Origin of the sequence: Deinococcus gobiensis I-0 (genome assembly GCF_000252445.1) — a bacterium.
In the GTDB taxonomy this organism is placed as follows: domain Bacteria; phylum Deinococcota; class Deinococci; order Deinococcales; family Deinococcaceae; genus Deinococcus; species Deinococcus gobiensis.
This window is the reverse complement of the sequence record NC_017790.1, coordinates 1,306,317-1,328,659: the sequence shown is the minus strand read 5'-3', so window position 1 is coordinate 1,328,659 and position 22,343 is coordinate 1,306,317. Positions and strand designations below refer to the sequence as shown.

General features: G+C 71.2%; 20 protein-coding genes and 1 tRNA gene. 11 read left to right on the top strand and 10 right to left on the bottom strand.

Features of this window, described 5'->3' with window-relative positions; genetic code table 11:
- Nucleotides 1-345 precede the first annotated feature (345 nt).
- Nucleotides 346-2,955 (bottom strand): preprotein translocase subunit SecA, encoded by a 2,610-nt coding sequence (secA, locus tag DGO_RS06190; protein WP_014684625.1) that lies wholly within the window; start codon nt 2,953-2,955, stop codon nt 346-348.
- A gap of 160 nt (nt 2,956-3,115) precedes the next feature.
- Here secA and DGO_RS23785 point away from each other — a divergent pair, with 160 nt between their 5' ends.
- Nucleotides 3,116-4,972, top strand: coding sequence for an N-acetylmuramoyl-L-alanine amidase family protein (locus DGO_RS23785; protein ID WP_014684624.1), 1,857 nt, complete (start codon nt 3,116-3,118; stop codon nt 4,970-4,972).
- Nucleotides 4,973-5,018: 46 nt separating this feature from the next.
- Here DGO_RS23785 and DGO_RS06180 read toward each other — a convergent pair whose 3' ends face one another.
- From DGO_RS06180 to rsmA, 3 genes are all read right to left on the bottom strand, one after another.
- Nucleotides 5,019-6,566: a gamma-glutamyltransferase family protein gene (locus DGO_RS06180; protein WP_014684623.1), complete on the bottom strand. Its 1,548-nt coding sequence runs from the start codon at nt 6,564-6,566 to the stop codon at nt 5,019-5,021.
- A 183-nt stretch (nt 6,567-6,749) separates the two neighbouring features.
- Nucleotides 6,750-7,682 (bottom strand): carbohydrate kinase family protein, encoded by a 933-nt coding sequence (locus tag DGO_RS06175; RefSeq protein ID WP_043801330.1) that lies wholly within the window; start codon nt 7,680-7,682, stop codon nt 6,750-6,752.
- Between the two features lie 96 nt (nt 7,683-7,778).
- Nucleotides 7,779-8,654: a 16S rRNA (adenine(1518)-N(6)/adenine(1519)-N(6))-dimethyltransferase RsmA gene (gene rsmA / locus DGO_RS06170; RefSeq protein WP_050920890.1), complete on the bottom strand. Its 876-nt coding sequence runs from the start codon at nt 8,652-8,654 to the stop codon at nt 7,779-7,781.
- 116 nt (nt 8,655-8,770) lie between these two features.
- On the opposite strand from rsmA, the gene DGO_RS06165 reads away from it, so the two are divergent.
- The 3 genes from DGO_RS06165 to DGO_RS06155 all read left to right on the top strand — a co-directional run bounded on the left by DGO_RS06165 (nt 8,771) and on the right by DGO_RS06155 (nt 11,978).
- Nucleotides 8,771-9,670: a tetratricopeptide repeat protein gene (locus DGO_RS06165; protein ID WP_014684620.1), complete on the top strand. Its 900-nt coding sequence runs from the start codon at nt 8,771-8,773 to the stop codon at nt 9,668-9,670.
- Between the two features lie 84 nt (nt 9,671-9,754).
- Nucleotides 9,755-11,149 (top strand): NAD(P)H-hydrate dehydratase, encoded by a 1,395-nt coding sequence (locus tag DGO_RS06160; RefSeq protein WP_145975390.1) that lies wholly within the window; start codon nt 9,755-9,757, stop codon nt 11,147-11,149.
- Between the two features lie 106 nt (nt 11,150-11,255).
- Nucleotides 11,256-11,978 carry a DUF4388 domain-containing protein gene (locus DGO_RS06155; protein WP_043801328.1) on the top strand — a complete coding sequence of 241 codons (723 nt, stop codon included), beginning with the start codon at nt 11,256-11,258 and terminating at the stop codon, nt 11,976-11,978.
- Nucleotides 11,979-11,995: 17 nt separating this feature from the next.
- Here the strand turns inward: DGO_RS06155 and DGO_RS06150 are convergent, their stop codons facing one another.
- Nucleotides 11,996-12,502: a DUF456 domain-containing protein gene (locus tag DGO_RS06150; protein WP_014684617.1), complete on the bottom strand. Its 507-nt coding sequence runs from the start codon at nt 12,500-12,502 to the stop codon at nt 11,996-11,998.
- Nucleotides 12,503-12,592: 90 nt separating this feature from the next.
- Between DGO_RS06150 and DGO_RS06145 the strand changes: the two genes are divergently transcribed.
- From DGO_RS06145 to DGO_RS06130, 4 genes are read left to right on the top strand one after another with little or no spacing between them, the layout of a single operon-like run.
- Nucleotides 12,593-13,774 carry a thiolase family protein gene (locus DGO_RS06145; RefSeq protein WP_014684616.1) on the top strand — a complete coding sequence of 394 codons (1,182 nt, stop codon included), beginning with the start codon at nt 12,593-12,595 and terminating at the stop codon, nt 13,772-13,774.
- A gap of 4 nt (nt 13,775-13,778) precedes the next feature.
- On the top strand, nt 13,779-14,105 hold the full coding sequence (locus tag DGO_RS06140; protein ID WP_014684615.1) for a YciI family protein: 327 nt from the start codon (nt 13,779-13,781) through the stop codon (nt 14,103-14,105).
- 2 nt (nt 14,106-14,107) lie between these two features.
- Nucleotides 14,108-14,542 (top strand): WapI family immunity protein, encoded by a 435-nt coding sequence (locus DGO_RS06135; RefSeq protein ID WP_145975264.1) that lies wholly within the window; start codon nt 14,108-14,110, stop codon nt 14,540-14,542.
- A gap of 13 nt (nt 14,543-14,555) precedes the next feature.
- Nucleotides 14,556-15,392 (top strand): 3-hydroxyacyl-CoA dehydrogenase family protein, encoded by an 837-nt coding sequence (locus DGO_RS06130; protein WP_014684613.1) that lies wholly within the window; start codon nt 14,556-14,558, stop codon nt 15,390-15,392.
- A 92-nt stretch (nt 15,393-15,484) separates the two neighbouring features.
- On the opposite strand, the gene DGO_RS06125 is transcribed toward DGO_RS06130, so the two are convergent.
- A tRNA-Met gene (locus DGO_RS06125) sits at nt 15,485-15,561 on the bottom strand.
- A gap of 189 nt (nt 15,562-15,750) precedes the next feature.
- Between DGO_RS06125 and DGO_RS06120 the strand changes: the two genes are divergently transcribed.
- The gene (locus DGO_RS06120; RefSeq protein ID WP_014684612.1) at nt 15,751-16,380 is read left to right on the top strand and encodes a MogA/MoaB family molybdenum cofactor biosynthesis protein; all 630 of its coding nucleotides are present in this window, start codon (nt 15,751-15,753) and stop codon (nt 16,378-16,380) included.
- On the top strand, nt 16,381-17,160 hold the full coding sequence (locus DGO_RS06115; RefSeq protein WP_043801322.1) for a hypothetical protein: 780 nt from the start codon (nt 16,381-16,383) through the stop codon (nt 17,158-17,160).
- Between the two features lie 73 nt (nt 17,161-17,233).
- Here DGO_RS06115 and rpsP read toward each other — a convergent pair whose 3' ends face one another.
- From rpsP to ftsE, 4 genes are all read right to left on the bottom strand, one after another.
- Nucleotides 17,234-17,482 carry a 30S ribosomal protein S16 gene (rpsP, locus tag DGO_RS06110; RefSeq protein WP_014684610.1) on the bottom strand — a complete coding sequence of 83 codons (249 nt, stop codon included), beginning with the start codon at nt 17,480-17,482 and terminating at the stop codon, nt 17,234-17,236.
- A gap of 152 nt (nt 17,483-17,634) precedes the next feature.
- Nucleotides 17,635-19,167 (bottom strand): murein hydrolase activator EnvC family protein, encoded by a 1,533-nt coding sequence (locus DGO_RS06105; protein ID WP_083847229.1) that lies wholly within the window; start codon nt 19,165-19,167, stop codon nt 17,635-17,637.
- Nucleotides 19,164-20,027 (bottom strand): cell division protein FtsX, encoded by an 864-nt coding sequence (locus tag DGO_RS23780; RefSeq protein WP_226991476.1) that lies wholly within the window; start codon nt 20,025-20,027, stop codon nt 19,164-19,166. Before DGO_RS23780 ends, DGO_RS06105 begins: the two co-directional genes overlap by 4 nt.
- Nucleotides 20,024-20,707 carry a cell division ATP-binding protein FtsE gene (gene ftsE, locus DGO_RS23775; RefSeq protein WP_043801318.1) on the bottom strand — a complete coding sequence of 228 codons (684 nt, stop codon included), beginning with the start codon at nt 20,705-20,707 and terminating at the stop codon, nt 20,024-20,026. The genes DGO_RS23780 and ftsE overlap by 4 nt, the downstream gene beginning before the upstream one ends.
- Nucleotides 20,708-20,901: 194 nt before the next feature.
- On the opposite strand from ftsE, the gene DGO_RS06090 reads away from it, so the two are divergent.
- A complete protein-coding gene (locus DGO_RS06090) occupies nt 20,902-22,218 on the top strand; it encodes a S41 family peptidase (RefSeq protein WP_014684606.1) in 1,317 nt (438 codons plus the stop codon).
- Nucleotides 22,219-22,343 lie beyond the last annotated feature (125 nt).

Here is a 22,343-nt window from a genome sequence, read left to right as displayed (position 1 = left end):
TCCGGCTGGGCGGGCCTGTTCCCTACCCGGCTGCATGGCTTGATCCGGCCTGCATACCGCGCTATACTGTTTGGCATCAAGGTCGCTTCGGCGGCCTTTTTTTGTTGTCGGCGGGGCCGCTACACACCGGGCAGCGTCGCCAGATGCGTGGCCCACCACACGATGGTTCCCAGAAACGCCGCTGCGACGAGGTACAGCAGCCAGGTATAGAGGTCGCGCTTCATGCTTCCATTGTGAAGGCCCCGGACCGGGCGGGTGACTGCAGATGCGGCAGCTCCGCCCGACAGACGCCGAACGCCGGACGGACCTTCTCAGGACCCGTCCGGCGCGTGCGGGCGCGTCGCCTCAGCCGGTCTGGCCGAACTGCATCCGGAAGATGAACTTGGTCACGTCGCTCTTGAGATTGTCGATCATCTCGTTGAACATGTTCGTGGCCTCGAACTTGTACTCGGTGAAGGGATCGCGCTGGCCGTAACCGCGCAGACCGATGCCCTGACGGAGCACGTCCATGCCGTGCAGGTGCTCCTTCCAGTGCTGGTCCACCGTCTGGAGCAGCACGTAGCGCGACAGGCTGTTGAGCATGGTCGGGCTGAGCTCCTCACGCCGGGCGTCGAACACGTCGGCCACCGCCGCGAGCATGCGGTCCTGGAGCTCGGCGGGCGACACGCCGCGCAGCGCCTCGAAATCGTAGCCCTCGAGCTGCGGGATGGCGTCGAGCATGGCCGCCTGGAGGGCCTCGATATCCCAGGTGTCGGGGTTCTGGTCGGCCGGGGCATGCACCGAGAGCTGCATGTCCACGAAATCCGCGATCATGCCCTCGGTCGATTCCTCGACGTCGTTGTCCGGCCCCAGAAGGACCTCGCGGCGCTGGGCATACACGGTGTCGCGCTGCTTGCTCATGACGTTGTCGAATTCCAGCAGCTGCTTGCGCGTGCTGAAGTTGCGGTCCTCGACGCGCGCCTGCGCCCGCTCGATGGCCCCAGTGACCATCTTGGCCTCGATGGGCTGCGAGTCGTCCATGCCCAGGCGGTCCATCATGCCGACCACGCGCTCGTTGGCGAACAGTCGCATCAGGTCGTCCTCGAACGACACGTAGAAGCGGCTGCTGCCGGGGTCGCCCTGACGGCCCGCGCGTCCGCGCAGCTGGTTGTCGATGCGGCGCGACTCGTGGCGCTCGGTGCCCACGATGTGCAGCCCGCCCAGGTCGCGCACGCGCTGGCGGTCCTCGATGGTGGCGGCCTGTAGGGCCAGGGCCTGCCCCACGAACTCGCGGGTCACGCCGGGAATCTTCATGCCCAGCGCCTCGGCCTCGGGGTCCTGGCGGCTGACCGCCTTGATGAAGGCCTCGACCGTCTCGTCGTAGCGGCTCACGCCGAGCTGGGTTTCGAGGCTCTCCCCGATGATGTACTCGGCGTTGCCGCCCAGCATGATGTCGGTGCCGCGTCCAGCCATGTTGGTGGCGATGGTCACGGTGCCCGAGCGGCCCGCCTGCGCGACGATGCTCGCTTCCTGCGCCTCGAACTTGGCGTTCAGGACCGAGTGCTGGATGCCCGCCTGCGTGAGCAGTTCGCTGAGCTGCTCGCTCGTGTCGATGCTGGCCGTGCCGATCAGGATGGGGCGGCCGGTCGCGTGCATCTCGGCGACCTCGCTGACCACCGCGTTGTACTTGCCCAGGCGCGAGCGGTACACGAGGTCGTCGGCGTCCTTGCGCAGGATGGGCTTGTTGGTCGGGATGACGAGCACGTCGCTGCCGTAGATGTCGAGGAATTCCTTCTCCTCGGTCTTGGCCGTGCCGGTCATGCCCGAGAACTTGCCGTACAGCCGGAAGAAGTTCTGGTACGTGATGGTGGCGAGCGTCTGGTTCTCGTTCTCGATCTTGACGCCTTCCTTGGCTTCGATGGCCTGGTGCAGCCCCTCGCCGTAGCGGCGGCCCGGCATCGAGCGGCCCGTGAACTCGTCGATGATGATGACCTCGCCCTCGGCGTTGACGATGTAGTCCTTCTCGCGCTGGTACAGCTCGCGCGCGCGGATCGCCTGAGTGATCATGTGCGCCTTGTCCATGTTCTCGGGGCTGTAGAGGTCAGGCAGCGAGAGCAGTCGCTCGATCTTGCTGATGCCCGACTCGTTGAGGTGGACCTGCTTGCCCTTCTCGTCGATGGTGTAGTCGCCGGTCGCCTCGGCGCGCTTGCCGGGTTCGGCGGGCTCGCCCTTCTGGAGGCGGCGGATGAGCTTGGCGTACACGTAGTACAGATCGGTCGCCTTCTCGGCCGCGCCCGAGATGATCAGGGGGGTGCGGGCCTCGTCGATCAGGATGCTGTCCACTTCGTCCACGATGGAGAAGTTCAGCGGGGTGTCGGCGCGCAGCACGAGCGCCTCGCGGCTCTGGGCCATGTTGTCGCGCAGGTAGTCGAAGCCCAGTTCCGAGTTGGTCACGTAGGTGATGTCGCAGGCGTAGGCGGCCTGTTTCTCGTGCGGCTGGAGGTCACGGCTCGCCAGCCCCACCGTGAGGCCCAGGGTGCGGTACAGCAGGCCCATCTCCTCCATCCCGACGCGGGCGAGGTAGTCGTTGACGGTCACGAGGTGGCAGCCCTTGCCTTCCAGGGCGTTCAGGGCGAGGGCCAGCGTGGCGACGAGCGTCTTGCCCTCGCCGGTGCGCATCTCCGCGATGCGGCCCTGGTGCAGCGCCGTGCCGCCGATGAGCTGCACGTCGTAGTGCCGCTTGCCGATGGAACGCCGCCCGGCCTCCCGGATCAGGGCGAAGGCGGGCACGATCACGTCGTCAAGCGTCTCGCCGCCTTCCGTGACGCGGCGGCGCAGGTCCATGAAGGCGGCGGCGAGGTCCTCGACGCCCTTCATCTCCTCTTCGAGCGCGTTGACGGGCTGGACCACCGTCTTGACGATGCGCTCGACATCACGCTTGTTGTTGTCGAACATCTGATTCAGCACACGGAACATATGGAGCCGAGTATACCGCGCGACCATGACAGGCGTCTGGCAAGCTCAGCCTGGGGCACACAATCAACCTGAGCGCGCCCGACTCAAGCTCCGGCGGGCGCGGGCGCGGCGGGTACACTGCGGCCCGTCCCCAACTTCTTCGCCACAGGAGGCCCACCCCATGAAGCGACTGCTCCTCACCGCCCTGCTGCTCGTGGCCGCCCCGGCCCTGGCGCAGACGGCGCCTGCCCAGACCCCCGCCGCGCCCGTCCCCGCCAGCCCCGTGCCTGTCGGCCCCATGACCACCAGCCCCACGCCTATCAGCGACGAGGCCATCTTCGTGGCCTACCCGCCCACGACCTACGCGGTCGCCTTCGACCACGTGCTGCTGGAGGGCAGCGTGAAGCCCGGCGCGACCCTGAGCCTGAACGGCCGTGCGCTGGACGTGGGCGGCGACGGCCTGTTCATCGAATGGGTGCCGCTGACGCGCGGCGAGAACGTCCTGCGGCTGGAGAGCACGCTGGCCGGCGTGTCGAGCGCCCGCGAACTGCGGGTGACCAGCACCCCGCCCATGCCCCTGAACGGAGCGGCGCAGATCGTCGCCGCCTCGGCGCTGCCGGCCGCCGACCGGGTGGCCTACGTGCTGCCCGAGACGCCCGAGGCCCGCGCGGTGCCCCTGGCCTTCAGCGGCACGCCGGGCGGCCGGGCGAGCTTCCGGGTCGGCGACCTCGGCCCCTTTCCGATGGCCGAGACCGCGCCGGGGCGCTACGAGGGCACGTTCCTGCTGCCCGCGCTGCTGCCGGCCGCGCCGGTCACGTACACCCTCACGGCCCCGGACGGCGGCGCGGCGAGCGCCAGCAGCGCGGGCCGGCTGAGCGTGACCGGCACCGGCCCGCGCGTGGCCGAGGTGACGGCGGCCATTCCGGGGCGCGGCGTGCAGGCGGGCCCCTCCGTCTGGCGCAACGGCGCGGGGCGCAACTACGTGGTCTACCCCCGCACGGGCGCGCGCACGGTCGTGGTGGGCGAGGACGGCAACACCTTCGTGGTGCAGGCGAGCGGCGCGCTGACCCTCAACGCCCCCAAGTCCACCCTGACCCTGCTGCCGGAGGGCACGCCGCTGCCCCGCGCGGTCTTCACCAACATCGACGTGAGGCGCCTGGGCGACCACAGCGAGGTCCGGATCGGCCTGCCGCAGAAGGTGCCCTTCACGGTCGAGCAGGGGCTGGCGGCGGACGGCTCGGGGGCCAGCCTCGACCTGCGCCTGTTCCACAGCGTCGCGGACGTGGACTACATCGTCTCGGCGTTCCCCGACCCTACCGTGCGCGACGTGCGCTGGACCCAGGACGCCGACGGGGTGGCGCGGGTCCACGTGGACCTCCTGGGCCGCCCCTGGGGCTACGACGCCACCTACGAGGGCAACACGCTGGTGCTGCGCGTGCGCCGGGCCCCGGCCACCGACGCCCGGCAGCCGCTGCGGGGGCGCACGGTGGTCGTGGACCCCGGCCACGGCGGCGACGAACTGGGGGGCGCCGGGCCGCTGCGGGTGCCCGAGAAGGGGCTGACGCTGCCCATCGCGCTGCGGGTGGCCGAGCTGCTGCGCGGGAAGGGCGCGACCGTGGTCCTGACCCGCGAGACCGACGTAACCGTGCCCATCTACGACCGCCCCCTGCTGGCCGAGGAACAGAACGCCGAACTCCTGGTGAGCATCCACGCCAACGCCCTGCCCGACGGCGTGGACCCGGCGACCCGGCGCGGCAGCGGCGTGTACTACTACCAGCCGCAGGCCCGCGCGCTCGCCGACGCCCTCCAGGGCAGCCTGGTCGAGAAGCTGCCCGACATCGGCAACGACGGCGTGCATTACCAGAACCTCGCCCTGACGCGCCCAACCACACAGCTGAGTGTGCTGATCGAGACGGCCTACCTGACCGACAAGGGCAACCTCCGGCAGCTCATGAGCGGGGCGGGCCGCGAACGCTTTGCGCAGGCCATCGCACAGGGCATCGAGCGCTTCTACCGGGACGCGGCGACCGGGCGCTGAGGCGAGGAGGGGGGCCACGCGGTCTGTCCGCCCGGCCCCCCTCCCCTCACCACACCGCGATATGCCCGTCGGTGCGGCTCTCGGTGCCGCCCTCCAGCACGCCCGTCTCGGGGTCGCGGCGGATCATCTGGCCCCGGCCGAAGCTGCCCGCGTCGAGTTGCACGCTGACCTCGTGCCCCCGGGCGGCGAGGGCGCGGGCGACCGGCGCGCCCAGGCCCGGCTCGACCTCCACGCGGCGGCCCGCGAGCCACTGCCAGCGCGGGGCGTCGAGGGCCTGCTGCGGGTTCATGCCGTAGTGCACCGTATTCAGGACGACCTGAAGGTGCCCCTGCGGCTGCATGAAGCCCCCCATGACCCCGAAGGGCCCGACCGGCGTGCCGTCGGCGCGGCCCAGAAAGCCGGGGATGATGGTGTGGTAGGGCCGCCGACCCGGCGCCAGGGCGTTGGGGTGCCCGGCTTCCAGGCTGAAGTTGTGGCCCCGGTTGTGCAGCGCGACGCCCGTCCCCGGCACGACCACGCCGCTGCCGAAGCCCATGTAGTTGCTCTGGATCAGGCTGACCATGCCGCCCTCGCCGTCGGCGGTCGCCAAGTACACGGTGCCCCCGGTGCTCGGCGCGGCCGTGGCGGGGTCGTGGGCCTCGGCGCCCAGGTGCGCGCGGTGGGCCTCGGCGTTGGCGCGCGACAGCAGCCTTTCCACGTCCACTGGGGCGTGGCGGGGGTCGCCCACGTAACGGTGCGCGTCGTGAAAGCCGCGCTTCATCGCCTCGATCTGGAGGTGCAGCCCAGCCGGGTCGTCGCGCAGGGGCGGCAGCTCGCCCGCGTCCAGCACGTTCAGGGCCACCAGCGCGGCGATGCCCTGCCCGTTCGGCGGAATCTCGTAGACGCGGTGGCCACCGTACTCGGCCCAGATCGGCGTGACCCACTCCGAGGCGTGGGCAGCGAGGTCGGCGGCGCGCAGCAGCCCGCCGGTCGCCCGCGCGTGGCTGTCGATCTGCGCGGCGAGGTCGCCGGTATAGAACGACGCTCCCCCGCTCGCCGCGATGGCCTCCAGGGTGCGGGCGTGGGCCTCGCTGCGCCACAGCGCGCCGGGGCGGGGCGTGAAGCCGTCCGGGGCGAACACCCGGAACCACTCCTCCATGACCGGCAGCCCGAGCGAACCGTAGATGCGGATGGCCCGCGCCCAGCCCGCCGCCAGCACCGGCGAGAGCGGGTAGCCCTCCCGCGCGAGGCGGATGGCCGGGGCCAGCACCTGAGCGAAGTCCAGCCGCCCGAGCCGCCCGTGCAGGTCGGCCCAGCCGCGCACCGCGCCCGGCACCGTCACCGGGGTCCAGCCGTGGCGGGGCATCTCGCCGCCGTGGCGCTCCTGCAAGGCGTCCAGGCTCAGGGCCGCCGGGGCCGCGCCGCTGGCGTTCAGGCCGTGCAGTTCGCCGCCCGCCCACACGAGGGCGAACAGGTCGCCGCCGATGCCGTTGCTCGTCGGCTCGACAACCGTCAGGGCCGCCGCCGTGGCAATCGCGGCGTCCACGGCGTTGCCGCCCGCCTCCAGCACGCTCAGGCCCGCCTGCGCCGCGAGGGGTTGTCCGGTCGCCACCATGCCCCGGCGCGCGTAGACCGGGCGCCGCACACTTGGATATTCAGGTTGGAAGGTCACGCGGCACAGGGTAAGCCGCGGGGAGGGCCGGGGGGTGTGGAAAAGCTGGCCTCCGTCGCGCACGCACCGGTCCCGGCCCAAAAAGAAGCGCCCCGGCCGCAGCCGGGGCGCCGGGGTCAGGTCAGCTCAGCGGCCGAGCGCCCGTTCCAGGTCGGCGGCCGTGATCTCGCGGCTCTGCGCGCCGACGGTCGTGGCGGCCAGCGCGCCCGCCGCGTTCGCCGCGCGGGCGGCCTTCGAGAGCGGCGCGCCGTTCAGCACCGCGTGCGCGAAGGCCGCCGTGAAGGTGTCTCCCGCCCCGGTGCTGTCCACGACCGGCTTCTCGGGAATCACCGAGTCCACCAGTTCGGTTTCCTCGGGCGACCACACGACGCTGCCCATCTTGCCGACCTTCACGGCGACCTGCCGGGCCCCCGCGCCGCCGAGCTGCGCGAGCGCCGCGCTGAGGCTGCCGGTGCCGGTCAGGGCGAGCAGTTCGTGCTGGTTCAGGGTGAGGTAATCGGCAGCGACCACGTCCTGCACGAGCTTGGTCCCCACCTTGTTCACCGCGCCCGTGCCGAGGTCGATGAACACCGGCACCTTCTTCTTGGCCGCTTTGGCGATCTCGATGGCCTTCAGGGCGTACTCGCGCTGCGGACCTTCGGTCAGGCTGTAGCCGCTGACGATCAGGGCGTCGGTGGTCTCGATGTCGCGCTTCTTCAGCTTGGCGGGGTCCAGCAGACGGTTGGTGGCCCCGTCGCTGATCATGGCGCGTTCGCCGCCGGGGGTCTGGAGGACGGTGATGGTGCTCGTGAGCACGTCGGGATCGCGCTGGATGGCGCTTTCCGAGACGCCGCTCTCGCGCACCTGGGCCAGCGCGTATTCGGCGAAAGGATCGTCGCCCACACGCGCGGCCAGCGTCACGGTGTGGCCCAGGCGGGCCAGCGTCACGCTGATGGTGCCGCCCGCCCCGCCCGGCTGCATGCTGGCGCGGCGGGGGACGACTTCCGCGCCGGGTTCGGGCAGGGCGTCGAGGTAGTACAGATGATCAACGGTCACGTCGCCAATGACGTAAAACTTCACGGGAATAACCTCCGGGGCGAGGAGAAAGCCGGCCCCCTGAGCCGAGGATGTGAAAACGCTTCCAGGCCGGAGACGCTTTGCATTTGGAATGCGAGTTTACCGTATCACGTTCAGCTGCCGGGCGACACCTTCCAGATCGGCCAGGGACACGTCCTCGGCGCGTACGTCGGGCCGCAGCCCGGCCGTCTCCAGCGCGGCGTCGATGGCCTCGCCCGCATGGCCCACGAGCCGCAGGTTGTTGCGCAGCGTCTTGCGGCGGTGGTGCAGCGCGGCGTCCACGAAGGCGATCAGGGCGGGATCGGGCTGCGGGCGCTCGCGGTCGAAATCCAGCCGCACGACGCTGCTCGTCACGTCGGGCGCGGGCAAGAAGGCCCCCTTGGGCACGTCGCGCACCAGCGTCACCGTGCCGTACAGGGCGGCCAGCGCGCTCAGGAAGCCGTAGTTGTCGCCCCCCGGGCGCGCGGCGAGGCGGTGGGCCACCTCTTTTTGCACGAGCACCGTCGCGCTCACGATGCCCGGCGCGGCCATGAAGCGCGAGAGCAGCGCCCCCGTGATGTAGTAGGGCAGATTGGCAATGACGCGGGTACCCGCCGGCAACGCGGCGTAGTCGAAATCCAGCGCGTCGCCCCACACGACCCTCACGTCCGTATCCCCGAGGGTCTCGGCCAGCACGGGCCGCAGCCGCTCGTCTTTTTCCAGCGCCGTGACCTGCGCGCCGCGCGAGGCGATCTCGCGGGTCAGGACGCCCAGGCCGGGGCCGACCTCCAGCACGTTCACGCCGGGCGCCGCTCCCCCCGCCGCCGCGATGGCGCGCAGGATGTTGCCGTCGATCAGGAAATTCTGGCCCAGACTCTTGGTCGGGCGCAGGCCGTGGCGGTCGAGCAGTTCGCGTACCCGCGCGGGCGAGTACAGCGGCGCGGTGGCCGGCGGCAGGTCGGCTGCGGCGGCCAGGGTCGGGTCGGGGTCGGTCAGGGGGGGTCGGTCAGTCAAGGGGAAGCTCCAGGCACGCGGCGTCCAGGCAGGCTCCGGCGCGGCGAAGGTGACGCTGCGGCCAGAGCGGGCAGCGGGCGCGTCAGTATACTGCCGCCATGAGCGATCCCGCCCGTCAGGGTTCCGTGCTGGACCTGGAACGGCCTGATCCGGAGACGGGGCCGGGCACGCCGACCCCCGGCGCTCCGGCCGGCCCCACCCCGACCCAGCCCGACTGGAAGCCTTTTGCCCGCAACGGGGAGTGGCGCCGCGCGCAGGCCGCCGCCACCCTGAGTTTCGCCCCGCCGTCGCTGATCGCCGCCCTGACCTCCCTGAGCGCCTTTCAGGAGGACGTGCGCGCGCGGCGCTACCCGGCCGCCCGGCGGGCGCTGGAGGCCTATGCGGTCGGCCTGCAGGACACCCAGGCCGAGACTCAGGGCGAAGCCGCGCTGCTCCGGACGCTGGCCGAACCCGAGATGCTGCGCCGCGCGCTGGGGGCGCTGGACCAGGGCGCGGCCGAACGCGACCCCGCCGGCCTCCAGGCCTGTCTCGCCCCGGCCGAGGCGCACCCGCTGACCCGCGCCGAGGCCCTGAACGCGCTGGGGGTGCTGCACGCCCTGCGCACCGAAGCGGGGGCAGCAAGGGGCCGCTTCGAGGAGGCGCTGGCCCACGACCCCGGCCACTACCGCGCGCGCATGAACCTGGGCAACCTCGCGCTGGAGGCCGGCGACCCCCAGCAGGCCGAGGCCGAGTACCGCGAGGTCCTCAAGCTCGCGCCCGACTACGACGGCGCGCACCACAACCTCGGGGTGGCGCTGCGGCGGCAGGGCAAGGTCTACGAGTCGGTGGGGTCCATCCGCAAGGCGCAGCGCCTGGGGGTACGCCGCAGCCAGCAGGAGGGCCGCGAGGAACTGCGCGAACAGTTCAAGAACAGCCCGAAACTGCGCCTGGTGCGCGTGGCCGTGATCGCGGTCGTGGTCGTGATCGCCGCGCTGCTGCTCTTCAGCCGCGGAGGATAAGGGCGCGTGGACCCGGTCCTGACCCCGGCGGGCGTGCGCGCCCTCGACCTGCGGCTGGAGCGCGCGGGCCTGCTCGAACTGGCGATGGAGGAAGCGGGGCGCGCGGTGGCCGACACCGTCCACGCCGCCTTCCCTGCCGGCCGCGTCCTGCTGCTGGCGGGCAGCGGGGCCAACGGCGGCGACGCCTACGTGGCCGCCCGGCACCTGCACGCCCTGGGCCGGGCGGTGGAAGTCCGCGGCCTGAATGCCCGGCATCCGCTGGCCCGCACCAACCGCCGACGCCTCCTCGCCGCCGGGGTCCGGACCACGCCGCTGGCGGCCTCGCCGGCCGGGCTCGCGGCGCTGCGCCGGGCGCTCGGCGGGGCGGCGGTGGTCGTGGACGGGCTGCTGGGCACCGGCTTCACGCCCCCGCTGCGTCCCGCGCTGGCCGGGGTGGTGGCGGCCGTGAACGCCGCCGGGCGGCCCGTGGTCGCCATCGACCTCCCCTCGGGCCTGGACGCCGAGATGGCCGAAGTGAGCGGTGACCCGCTGCGCGCCGACCACACCGTCGCCCTGTGCGGCTGGAAGACGGCCCTGCTGTTCGGCCCGGCGGCGCACCTGGCCGGACAGGTCCGGCTCGACGGCCTGCGCCTGCCCCCCGGCTGGGCACTGGCGGAGGCTACGGCCACCCGCCCCGCCGACGCCGAGGTCGCCGCGCGGCTGCCGGTGCGCGCCGCCGACGCCCACAAGGGCACGGCCGGGCGGGTCTGGATCGTGGGGGGCCACCCCGGCACGGTCGGCGCGCCGGCCCTGGCGGGCGTGGGGGCGCTGCGGGCGGGGGCGGGGCTGGTCACGGTCCACAGCGCGGCCGAGGTGCCGCTGGTCATGCCCGAACTGATGGTGCGCCGCCACGCCGACCTCGCCGGAGCGCTGGCCGACACTCTCCCGGACGCCCGGCCCGACGCCCTCGCGCTGGGTATGGGGCTGGGGCCGGACGCCCCGGCGCTGGCGCGGCTGGTCCTGGGCTGGCGCATTCCCACCGTGCTCGACGCCGACGCCCTCCAGCCCGAGCTGACCGGAGCGGGCCACGACGCCTGCGTGTGGACCCCGCATCCCGGCGAGGCGGCGCGGTTGCTGGGCACCCGGACCCCCGAGATCACCCGCGACCCTCTCGAGGCGGCGCGGGCGTTGCAGGCGCGGTACGGCGGCGTGGTGGTCCTCAAGGGGGGGCCGAGCGTGGTGGCCCACCCGGGCGGCGTGCAGGTCGCGCGTCCCGGCCATCCCGGCATGGCGAGCGCGGGCATGGGCGATACCCTTTCGGGCGTGATCGCGGCGCTGCTGGGTCAGGGGCTGGACGCGGCCGGGGCGGCGCTCGCCGGGGTTTCGCTGCATGCCCGGGCAGGGCAGCTCGCCGGAGCGCAGCACGGTTACGGCCTGAGCGCCACCGACGTGAGCGTGGCGCTGGGCGCGGCCTGGCTGGACCTGAGTTCCCGCCGCTGAGCGATTGCCAGGTCTACCCCCAACGGACGCCCCCACCTGCCAGGGCGGACGCCCCTGTCAGATACAAACTCACGGTCAGCAACGAACCGGTACACTACCCGGACACATGCGCGGCCTTCTCTCCGACCTTCCCCTGTTGGGCCTGCTGGAGCTGGTTCACGAATCCCGCCAGACCGGCGTGCTCAGCGTGGGCGGCGAAGTCCCCTACACCGTCACCTTCTCGCAGGGCGAGGTCGTGGCGGGCGGCGTCCTCGACTGGCTGGGCCTCGAGGCGCTGCATACCTGCCCCCTCTCACCGCAGCGCGGCGATTTCGAGTTCGAGTCGCGCTCCATCACCGGGCGGCCCATCCAGGCCTACGGGCCGCTGCTCAGCGAGTGGGCGCGGGTCAGCGACGAATGGGAACGGGTGTGCCGCACCGTGGGCAGCCCCAGCCGCGTCTTCCGGGGCGAAGTGCCGCTGTTCGCGGAGGGCGAGGGCCGCAGCGTGCGCGCCGCTGCCCGCCGCTCGGGCCGTCCCCTGATCGACGTGGCCGCCGAGGTCGCGCAGGCTGTGCAGGCCGGCCGCCTGGAGGCCACCGACACCTACGCGTGGTTCGCGCTGGTGCTGCGGCCCAGCCCCGCGCACGGCAAGCACCCCATCACCGCCTTTCTGGACGGCCAGCGCAACCTCGGGGACATCGCGCGCCACAGCGGCCTGGGGGTGGGCGAGGTGCGGCGCTACCTGCTGGGCGCCATCCGGCGCGGCCTGCGCTTCTCGGGAAGTGGCTGGGTCATGCGGGACCTCGTCTGGGAGGAGCGGTCCGGCGACCCGCTCCCCGCCTCGGCCTGAGCGGCCACTGCCCAGCCTCAGGCGGCGCCGAACACGCTGCGCGACGGGTCCCACAGCCGCCACAGCTCGTAGACCCCGATCATCAGGTGCAGCACCAGCTTGGCCGCGATACCGGTCAGCAGGCCCACCAGGGTGCCCCAGGCGGCGCGCAGGGCTTCTTGCAGGGGCTTGCGGACCACGAACAGTTCGGCGACGAGCGCCCCGGCCAGCGGCCCCACGATCAGCCCGAAGGGAAGGACGATGCCCACGAGACCGCCGATGAGCGCCCCCCAGATGGCCTGCTTGCTGCCGCCATACCTGCGTGCGCCCCAGGCCGAGGCGACGTTGTCCACCAGGGAGATCAGGACCGTGATGACCCCGAAGGTGAGCAGAAAGGGCAGATCGGGCCACACCTGAAAGCCGTCCAGGAGCGTGGCCGCGACCGTGCCCGCGAAGATGATGACGGTGGCGGGCAGCGCCGGCACGAAGGTCCCCGCCATCCCGACGAGCCAGGCGACCAGAAACACGAGAAAGGGAAGTGACATACCGCCTCCAGGTACGCCCCCAGGCGCAGCCTCGTTCCCATGTCCGGCCAGAACAAACGTCCGTTAGGCAGGCCGCGCTATCCTGACCCCATGCAAAAAGCAGTCATCGTGGCGGCGTCGCGCACGCCGACCGGCAAGTTCCTGGGGGCGCTGGAAAGCGTCGCGGCGGTCGAACTGGGCCGCCTGACCCTGGCCGAAACCCTGCGCCGCAGTGGCCTGGAAGCGGGCCTGGTCGAGGAAGTGATCATGGGGCAGGTCGTGCAGGCGGGCTGCGGCCAGAACCCGGCGCGGCAGGCGGCCCTGCGGGCGGGCCTGTCGCCCGAGGTCGGGGCGCTCACCATCAACAAGGTGTGCGGCTCGGGGCTCAAGGCGGTCATGCTGGCGGCGCAGAGTATCCGCGCGGGCGACCAGTCGGCGGTGCTGGCCGGCGGCATGGAGTCCATGAGCAACGCGCCCCACCTGCTGCCCCAGGCGCGCAAGGGCTACCGCCTGGGCCACGCACAGGTGCTCGACGCGAACACCCAGGACGGCCTGTGGTGTTCCATCAACGACGAGGGCATGGGCCTGACCGGCGAGCGCGTGGCCGAGAAATACGCCATCGGACGCGACGAGCAGGACGCCTACGCGACCGAGAGCCACCGCCGCGCGGTCGAGGCGCAGGGGGCCGGGCGCTTCACGGACGAGATCGTGCCCGTGACCGTCCGGGGGCGCAGGGGCGACACGGTGGTGGACGCCGACGAGGGGCCGCGCAGCGACACCAGCCCCGAGACGCTGGGCCGCCTCAAGCCGGCCTTCAAGCCAGGCGGCTCGGTCACGGCGGGCAACGCGCCGGGCCTGAACGACGGGGCCGCCTCGCTGCTCGTCATGAGTGAAGACGCCGCCAGGGCCCACGGCCTGACGCCGCTGGCCGAGATCGTGGACTACGCGACCGGCGGGCTGGCCCCCGAATGGGTGATGATGACGCCCGTGCCCGCCACCCGGAAACTGCTGGGCAAGCTGGGCATGACGGCCGCCGACATCGACCTGTGGGAGCTGAACGAGGCCTTCAGCGTGCAGAGCCTCGCCGTGAGCCGCGAACTGGGCCTGGACCCGGCGCGGGTGAACGTGAACGGCGGCGCGGTCGCCCTGGGCCACCCCATCGGTGCGAGTGGGGCGAGGATTCTGGTCACGCTGCTGCACGCCCTGAAACAGCAGGGCAAGGAACTGGGCGTCGCGACCCTGTGTATGGGCGGCGGCAACGGGCTGGCGCTGGCCGTGCGGCGGGTAGGCTAGAGACATGACGCAGAACCAGACCGCCCCGACCCTGTGGATCATCGAGAGCACCTACCTCAAGACCGGCGACGAACTGAGCGCCGTCACGCCCCGGCACCGCGCGTGGCTCGACCAGCACTACGTCTCGGGCGTGTTTCTGACCTCCGGGCGCAAGGTGGACGGCACGGGCGGCGTACTGGTGGCGCGCGCCGAAAGCCAGGCCGAACTGGAGGCCATCTTCGCGGGCGACCCGTTCGTGCAGGAGGGGATGTCGGAGTACCGCTACACGGCCTTCACGCCCGTCAAGCGCGGCAGGGGGATCGAGCTGGACGGCGTACCGCTGGTGGAGTGATTTTGACTGAGGCTGACCTTGTGCTCGGGCCATTGAGCCTGTCCGTGGACGGCTACCAATTCCCCGATGTAGACGATGACTGGGATGCCAACTGGCTCAACGTCAGGGCTGAAGTGGAACTCCCTGGACAGTCCTGGGTGAAGGCCGCCGGAGCATTCGTGATGACTGCGGAACTCGCCCGCTTCAGGGAGGAGCTCCGCATGCTTTACGAGCAGCTGGACGGAGAAGCAGGTCTCTGGACGATAGAGCCGGAGTTGAAAGTGCGCCTGACAGCGCAGCCGAACGGTGGCCTCAAAGTCGAGATTTCATTGACGCCGAATCAAATGACGCAGGAACATACATTCTTCGTCGCGCTCGATCAGTCTTACTTGCCCCCGGTCATCCATCAGATCAGTGACATCCTCAACCGCTTTCCCGTTCGTGGTGAGCAGAATTAAACTGGAGAAACCTATGAACTTCGGAGTCATCGGTGCAGGACAGATGGGCGGCGGCATCGCACAGGTCGCCGCGCAGAGCGGATTTACGGTCGTCGTGCACGACCAGAAGCAGGAATTTCTGGACCGGGGCCGCGCCGTCATCGAAAAGAGCCTGGGCAAGCTGCATGAAAAGGGCAAACTGAGCGACACGCCCGAAACGGTGCTGGGCCGCATCACCTTTACCACCGACCTCGCCGACTTCGCGGCCTGTGACCTTGTGGTCGAGGCCATCGTCGAAAACGAGGGCATCAAGGCCGAGCTGTTCCGGCGGTTGGGCGAGACCGTCAAGCCGGAAGGCATCCTGGCGAGCAACACCAGTTCTATTCCGATTACCGCGCTGGCGACGGCTTCGGGCCGCCCGGAACGCTTCATCGGAATGCACTTCATGAATCCTGTGCCCCTCATGGCGCTCGTGGAGGTCATCCGGGGCTACCGGACGAGCGACGAGACGGCCCGCTTCATCACCGAGACGGCCGAGAAGATGGGCAAGACACCGCTCGCGTGCAACGACTTTCCCGGCTTCGTCTCCAACCGCATCCTGATGCCGATGCTCAACGAGGCCATCCAGTGCGTGATGGAAGGCGTGGCCGAGCCCGAAGCCATCGACGGCATCATGAAACTGGGCATGAACCACCCGATGGGGCCGCTGACCCTGGCCGATTTCATCGGGCTGGACACCTGCCTCGCCATCATGGAAGTGCTGCACCAGGGCCTGGGCGACGACAAATACCGCCCTTCGCCCCTGCTGCGCAAGATGGTGCAGGCCGGGCGGCTGGGCCGCAAGAGCGGACAGGGCTTCTACACCTACTAGGCCGCTCACGCAGGCCGCAGGCTCCAGTCGGGAAGCCTGCGGCCTGCGTACAAAACAAAAAATAACTCCCGCCACTTGGACGGGAGTTTCTTTGGTTGCAGGGACAGGATTTGAACCTGCGACCTCCGGGTTATGAGCCCGACGAGCTACCAGACTGCTCTACCCTGCGTTACTCTGGTACTTCTTCTCGCGTTTCCGTCTGCCCGTGGGCTTCCTTTCGCGCTCAAAGAGAATAGGTCGGGAGGCGAAATTTGTCAAGCGTTGCCCGAAGGGTCGGCGCAGCCGGCCGGCCACCCCCCCCCGACTTCCGGAGAAACGCCGCTGTCGGTCGCCCGGCACAGGACGTATAACACTGCACATGAGTGACCCCGCCGCCCCGCCTTCGACCATCACCCCCTCGACGGCCACGCCGCAGCATCAGGCGGCCGGGCCGAGCCGGGTGCGGGCGGCGGTGGTGACCATCAGCGACACGCGCACGCCCGAGACCGATACCAGCGGCCAGTATCTGCGTGCGCAGCTGCTCGCGGCCGGGCACGAGGTCACCGGGCACGTCATCGTGCGCGACGACGCGGTCGAGATCCGCTCGGCGCTCGTGCGGCTCATGCAGGGCTGCGACCTCGTGATCACCAGCGGCGGCACGGGCATCGCCGGGCGCGACGTGACCATTCCCGTCATCGAATCGCTGATCGTCAAGCCGATTCCGGGCTTCGGCGAACTGTTCCGGATGCTCTCGTACGCGCAGGTGGGGGGCGCGGCCATGCTCTCGCGGGCGCTGGGGGGGCTGTCGCGCGGAGCGCTGCTGTTTGCCCTGCCGGGCAGCCTGAACGCCGTGCAGACGGCCTGGGAGGGGCTGCTGCGCGACCAGCTCGGGCATCTGGTCTTCGAGGTCGCCCGTCAGGGGCAGCCCGGCCTGGGGGGAGCCGCGCGCCCCGCCAGCCTGGGCCGCCACGCCAACACCGGCGGCGCTGCGGGCCGGCAGGAGGACTAGGTGGACCTCCTGACCCCCCTGCTGCCCGGCGTGACCCCCCTGTTCGGGCTGAGTTTGCTGCTGCTGGCCGCCTACTGGCTGGGGCAGGTCTGGCGGGAGGCCCGGCGCGGCTGGCGGCCGGGCGCGGCGTGGTGGGCCGTTGCGGGGCTGCTGGCGCTGCTGCTCGCCCCGGTGCTGGACGTGCCTCCCCTCTTCGGCGTGGGGGGCGGCCTCCTGCTCGTGCTCGAATTCTGGGTGCCGGGCTACCGCCGCGCCCGCACGCGCCCCGGCTGGACCTGGCCGCTGATCGCCGCGCTGCTCGGGGCCGCGCTGGGCTGGTCGGCCCTGACGACGGGCGCGGGTCAGACCCTGCCCCTGGTCGCGGGCCTGACCCTGCTGCTGTGCGGGCTGGCCGGCCTGCTCTCCAGCGCCGCCTCCCCCCGCACCCGGCGCACCGAACTGGGCTTCCAGGCCCGCTGGAGCCGCAGCCGCGTGCCCGAATGGCCCGACCTGAGCGTGACCCTGACGCCCAGCGGCGCGCAGATCCGCAATGTGTCCCGCTCCGAGCTGCGGCTGGCGGGCTGGTCACCGCGCAGCGTCAACGGCTGGCTGCTCGTGCGCGACCCGCAGGGCCAGCCCCTGAATACCCTGCGGGCGGGCCAGACCGCCTTCCTGCCCCTGGCGCACCACGAGGGCGGCGTGCGGGTGTGGTACGTGCCGGTGCGCGGGCCGCAGGACACCCTGCTCTTCCGTGCCGACTGGACCCCGGTGCAGTCGCAGGGTACGCGCGTGCTGAACTAGGGACCGGCCGGCCGCGCCACAGGACAAAAAAAGAGGCCCCTGAGGGCCTCCTTCTCTTTTGGTTCGGGTCCGCTCAGGCGAACTTGACGCCCTGCGACTTCAGGACGCGCTTGGCGGTCGCCGTGGGCTGGGCGCCCTGCGCGAGCCAGTAGTCGGCGCGCTCGGTGTTGACCTTGACGTAGTTCTCGCTCGTCTTGCGGGGGTCGTAGTGGCCGAGGTTCTCGATGTAGCCGCCGTCACGGGGACGGCGCGAGTCGGTCACGACGATGCGGTAGTGGGGGTTGTGGGCGGAACCGAAACGGGACAGGCGAATCTTGACCATGTGCAAAAACCTCGGGGGGTTGAATTTTGAGGGTGCCGTCTCCGCAGTAGGACTGCACGGAGATCATGCGCCCGTCAGCAGCCAACCGGGAGCGCACCGAAAGAGAGTATCAGAAACGCGGGAGTGGGGGCAAGCGCGGCCCGCCCCGCCCCTCAGAAGCTCGGCGCGACCGCCTGGGTGCCCTGCCGCAGCTGGAAGGCCATGCGGTCGAGGCCGAAGATGTGGCTGCCCCCGATGACCCCCAGCGGCGCGCCGCGCGCCACCCGGTCCCCGACATTGACGCCCGCGTTCTGAAGCCCGAAATAGCCGGTCACGATGCCCGAACCGTTGTCGAGCAGCACGACCCAGCCCAGCGAGGCGTAATAGGTCGCGGCCAGCACGTTGCCCTCCAGCGCGGCGGTCGCCTGCGCGCCGCTGGGGCCGCTGAGGACGACCCACTGCGCCCCCGAGGACCCGAAGGGCGCGGCCACCTGCCCGCCGGGCAGCGGAAACCCTACCGGCCCGGCGCTGCTGCTGGCCGGCAGAGGCGCGAGTTCCACCTCGGCGCGCTGCTGGGCCTGCGCGACCTGAACGCTGCGGGTCCGCAGGGTCGCCTGCTCGCGGGCCAGGGCCTGCTGGCGCTCGCGCTGGGCCTGCGCGGCGGCCTGGGCGGCGGCGCGCTCGCGGGCGGCCTGGGCCTCGCGCGCCCGGCGCTCCTGTTCGGCACGCTCGCGGGCCAGGCGCAGGGCCTCCTGGCGGGCACGTTCCTGCGCCTCGCGGATGCGCCGGGCCTCGGCCTCGCGGCGCAGGCGTTCCTGCTCCAGCAGCCGCTGGCGCTCGGCCTCGATGCGGGCGCGCTCCTTCACGACCTGCCCGACGAGCTGGTCGATGCTCTGGGCCGTGAGGGCCTGCTGCGCCTGGGTACGCACCCGCAGCGCCCGCTGCCCCTGCTCGGAGGTCTTGAGGGCCGCGAGCAGGCGGTTCTGCTCGGCGCGGCGCGTGCGCAGTCCCGCCAGCGTGCCCTGCCGCTGGCCCTGGAGCGCCTTGAGCCTCGCCGTCTGCTGCTGCTGGAGGGCTTCTTGCTGCGCGAGCACGTCCGCCTCGCGGCGCAGGGCCTGGATCACGTCCACGTTGCGCCGCCCCGCCATGTTGGCGTAGTCGAGGCGGATGAGCAGGTCCGAGAGGTTTTTCGCCTGCGAGAGCAGCGCGAGGTACTGGCCGCTGCGCTCGCGGTACAGGGCGTTCAGGAGGCTGCGCACGTCGGCCTGGAGGCTCGCCACTCGCGCCCGCGTCAGCTCGCGCTGCGCGCCGAGGTCGTCGAGCTGCCGCTCGGCCAGGGCCACGCGGGCCGTGACGCGGGCGAGATCGTTTTCGAGCGAGGCCACGCTGTCGGCCAGCGCGTCGAGCCGCCCGAGCGTCTGGCGCTGCTGCGCGGTGAGGCTCTGGAGCCGCCCCCGGATGACGTTGAGCTGCCGGAGCTGCTCGCGGCTCTGGCTGCGCTGCTGTTGCAGCTCGCCCTGAAGCTGCTCCAGGCGCTCGCTGGTGGTCGGCAACTTGAGGGGTGGGCGCGGCGCGGGGGCAGGAATGGCGACCGCCGCGGCCTCCTGCGCGGCGGCGCGTGGTCCCCAGGCCGTCTGGGCCGTCGCCAGGGCCGCCGCGAGCAGCAGGGCGGCCGCTGCCGGGCCGCGCCCGGCGGGGCGGGTCACTCCAGCTCCCGCAGGTAGCGGCTGGTGGCGAAGAGGCTGCCCAGCAGCCCGATCAGGAGGCCCAGCGCCGCCACCCCGCCCAGCACGGGCGCGATGGTCTGCCAGTCGGTGACGACCGGGAACACCGGCACGAACTGCGCCACCCGCCCCGCGAGCTGCGTATAGGCCAGCCCCAGCAGCCCGGCCGAGAGGGCGGCGGCCAGCACCCCCACCAGCACCCCCTCGATGAGGTGCGGCATGCGGATGAAGGCGGGCGTGGCCCCCAGCAGGCGCATCACGCCGATCTCGCTGCGGCGGGCGTACATGGCGACCCGCACCGCGTTCAGGATGTTGAACAGCGTGCCCAGCAGCAGCAGGGCCACCAGCGCGTACCCGGCGGCGCGCACGGCCGTCAGGGTGCGTACGGCCGGGTCCACGTAGCCCGCGCCGTACTCGACGTCCTCGACGCCGGGCAGCGCCGAGACCGCGTCGGCGACCCGGCGCGAGTCCTCGACCCTCGCCACACGCATCCGCAGCGTCTCGGGAAAGGGGTTGCCCGCCAGCGCCGCCGCCTCACGGGCGTAGGGGTAGTCGCGCGTCATCTCGCTCAGCACCTGTTCGGGGCTCACCAGCGAGGCCGCACGTACCTGCGGGTAGGCGCGCACACGCGCGAGCAGCGCCTCGCCGTCGGCCGACGAGGTGAGGTAGGCGGCCACCTCGACCTGCGATTCGAGCTGCGACAGGGTCCGGTTGACGTTCAGGGTGAGCAGCAGCACCGCGCCCAGCACGAGCAGCGTGATGGTCATGGTGGTCAGGGTCGAGAAGGTCGCCGTGAGGTTGGCGCGCATGGCGAGCAGCGCCTGCCGGAAGTGATAGCTCACAGCGCGTAGCCGCCCAGGGCGTCGTCGCGGACCAGCTTGCCCTTGCGCAGCGTCAGCGTGCGGTGCCGGAAGGTCTCCACGAGGTCGCGGGCGTGGGTCGCCACCACCACCGTCGTGCCGCGCAGGTTGACGTTCTGGAGGACCTTGAGGACCTCGCGGCTGTTGTCGGGGTCGAGGTTGCCGGTCGGCTCGTCGGCCAGCAGCAGGGGCGGGTCCGAGACGATGGCCCGCGCGATGGCGACGCGCTGCTGCTCGCCCAGCGACAGTTGCAGCGGCAGGGCCTGTTTCTTGTGTTCCAGACCCACCGTGCGCAGCGCCCCCGACACCCGCGCCGGCCACTCGCGCGCGGGCACGCCGGTCACGCGCAGGGCGAAGGCCACGTTGTCGTAGGCGCTCAGGTGATGCAGCAGCAGGTTGTCCTGAAACACCGTGCCCATGCGCCGGCGCAGCAGCGGCGTGCGGCGGCCCCGGTAGCGCGAGAGCGGCTCGCCCGCCACACGGACCTCGCCGCGCGTGGGCAGCGCCCGCTTGAGGACGAGGTTCATGAAGCTGCTCTTGCCCGCGCCCGAATGCCCCACCAGGTACACGAACTCGCCCTTGGTGACGTGCAGGCTGAGGTTGTCGAGTGCCAGCGTACGCGTCACCGGGTATTCGAGCGTCACACCGCGGAAATCGATCATGCTTCTGGCCCCTGAGAAGACCGGCAATGGGCCCGACGTGCGGCGAGAAGAAGGAAACTGTGCATGCCTGACACTCAGCATAGCCCAGGCCCGGCCCCGGACGTGAAGGGGCGCTGGCGCGGCTCTCATCTTCCCTACGCAGCTGTCACTTGCATTTCAAATGCCCCACAGGGAAGCGCTCTATTCTCCGGAGCGTGAACCGCAACCGTCTGTTCGTCGTGGCCGGAACCCTGGCCCTGACCGCCGCTGTCGCCTATGCACAGATGGGCGGCTACACCGCGCAGAATCTGGGCAACTCCTCCGAGGGCAAGACCCTCCTGACCGTCCTGAACGACCTGAACAAGTACTACCTCTACCCGGTGGACCAGGACAAGCTGCTGCGCGGCGCAATCAACGGCGCGATCGGCAGCCTGAACGACGAGTTCACGTACTACACCGAGCCGTCGAACAACGAGATCGACGCCGAGAACCTCAGCGGGTCCTTCGGCGGCATCGGCGTGACGCTGGTCGGGGTCAACGGCGACGGCACGGGCGGCAAGGTGGACAACGTCTACAAGGGCAACGCGGCCTCGAAAAGCGGCGTGCAGATCGGCGACGTGTTCGTCAAGATCGGCGACAAGGACGTGACGGGCGCCAAGCTCGACGACATCGTGAAACTGGTGCGCGGCCCCATCGGCTCGGCCGTGAACGTGACCTTCGCGCGTCAGGGCAAGCCCTACACGGTCAAGCTCACGCGCGACAAGGTCAACATCATCAGCGTCGAGAAGACGGTGCTGCCGGGCAAGATCGGCTACATCGCCCTGAACACCTTCTACAACGAGCAGGCCAGCGCCCAGTTCCGTGAAGCGGTCGCGGACATGAAAAAGCAGGGCGTGCAGAAACTCATCCTGGACCTGCGCGACAACGGCGGCGGCCTGCTCTCGGCCGGCGTGGACGTGGCCGACCAGTTCCTGCAGAGCGGCCCTATCGTGAGCCTGCGCGAGCGCGACGCCAAGCCGCAGGTCTACGGGCAGGCCCGCAACCAGCCCAGCGACTACACCGGCAGGCTGGTCGTGCTCGTCAACAAGAACAGCGCCAGCGCCAGCGAGGTCGTCTCGGGCGCGCTCCAGGACGCCGGGCGCGCGACCATCATCGGCGAGCAGACCTTCGGCAAGGGCGTCGCCCAGATTCCGGTGACGCTGCCCGACGGCGGCAAGGTCGCCATCGTGAACAGCGCGTGGCTGACCCCCAAGGGCCGCGAGATCCACAAGAAGGGCATCACGCCCGACATCGTGGTGACCGACACGCGCTACACCCTGCCGCTGAACTTCACGGGCGGCGGCGCGACTCCGGGCAGCAAGCTGACGATCACGGTGGCGGGCAAGCCGGTGACGGTCACGGCCGACAAGGACGGCAAGTTCACCTACACCGGCGAGGTCAAGCGCCCCGAGCGCAGCTCGACCCAGGGCGAGGCCGTGGTGGACACGCAGGGCGACGCGATCCTCAAGCGCGGAATTCAGGCGTTGCAGTAAATCCGGAACGCACGACCGAGCGGCCCCCGACGAGGCGGGCCGCTCTTCTGTTGTGGCCGGTCGGGGGCGGCTGACCTGCGCCTGACACAGCCCACCGACGATGGCGACACCACCGAGACCCCGCA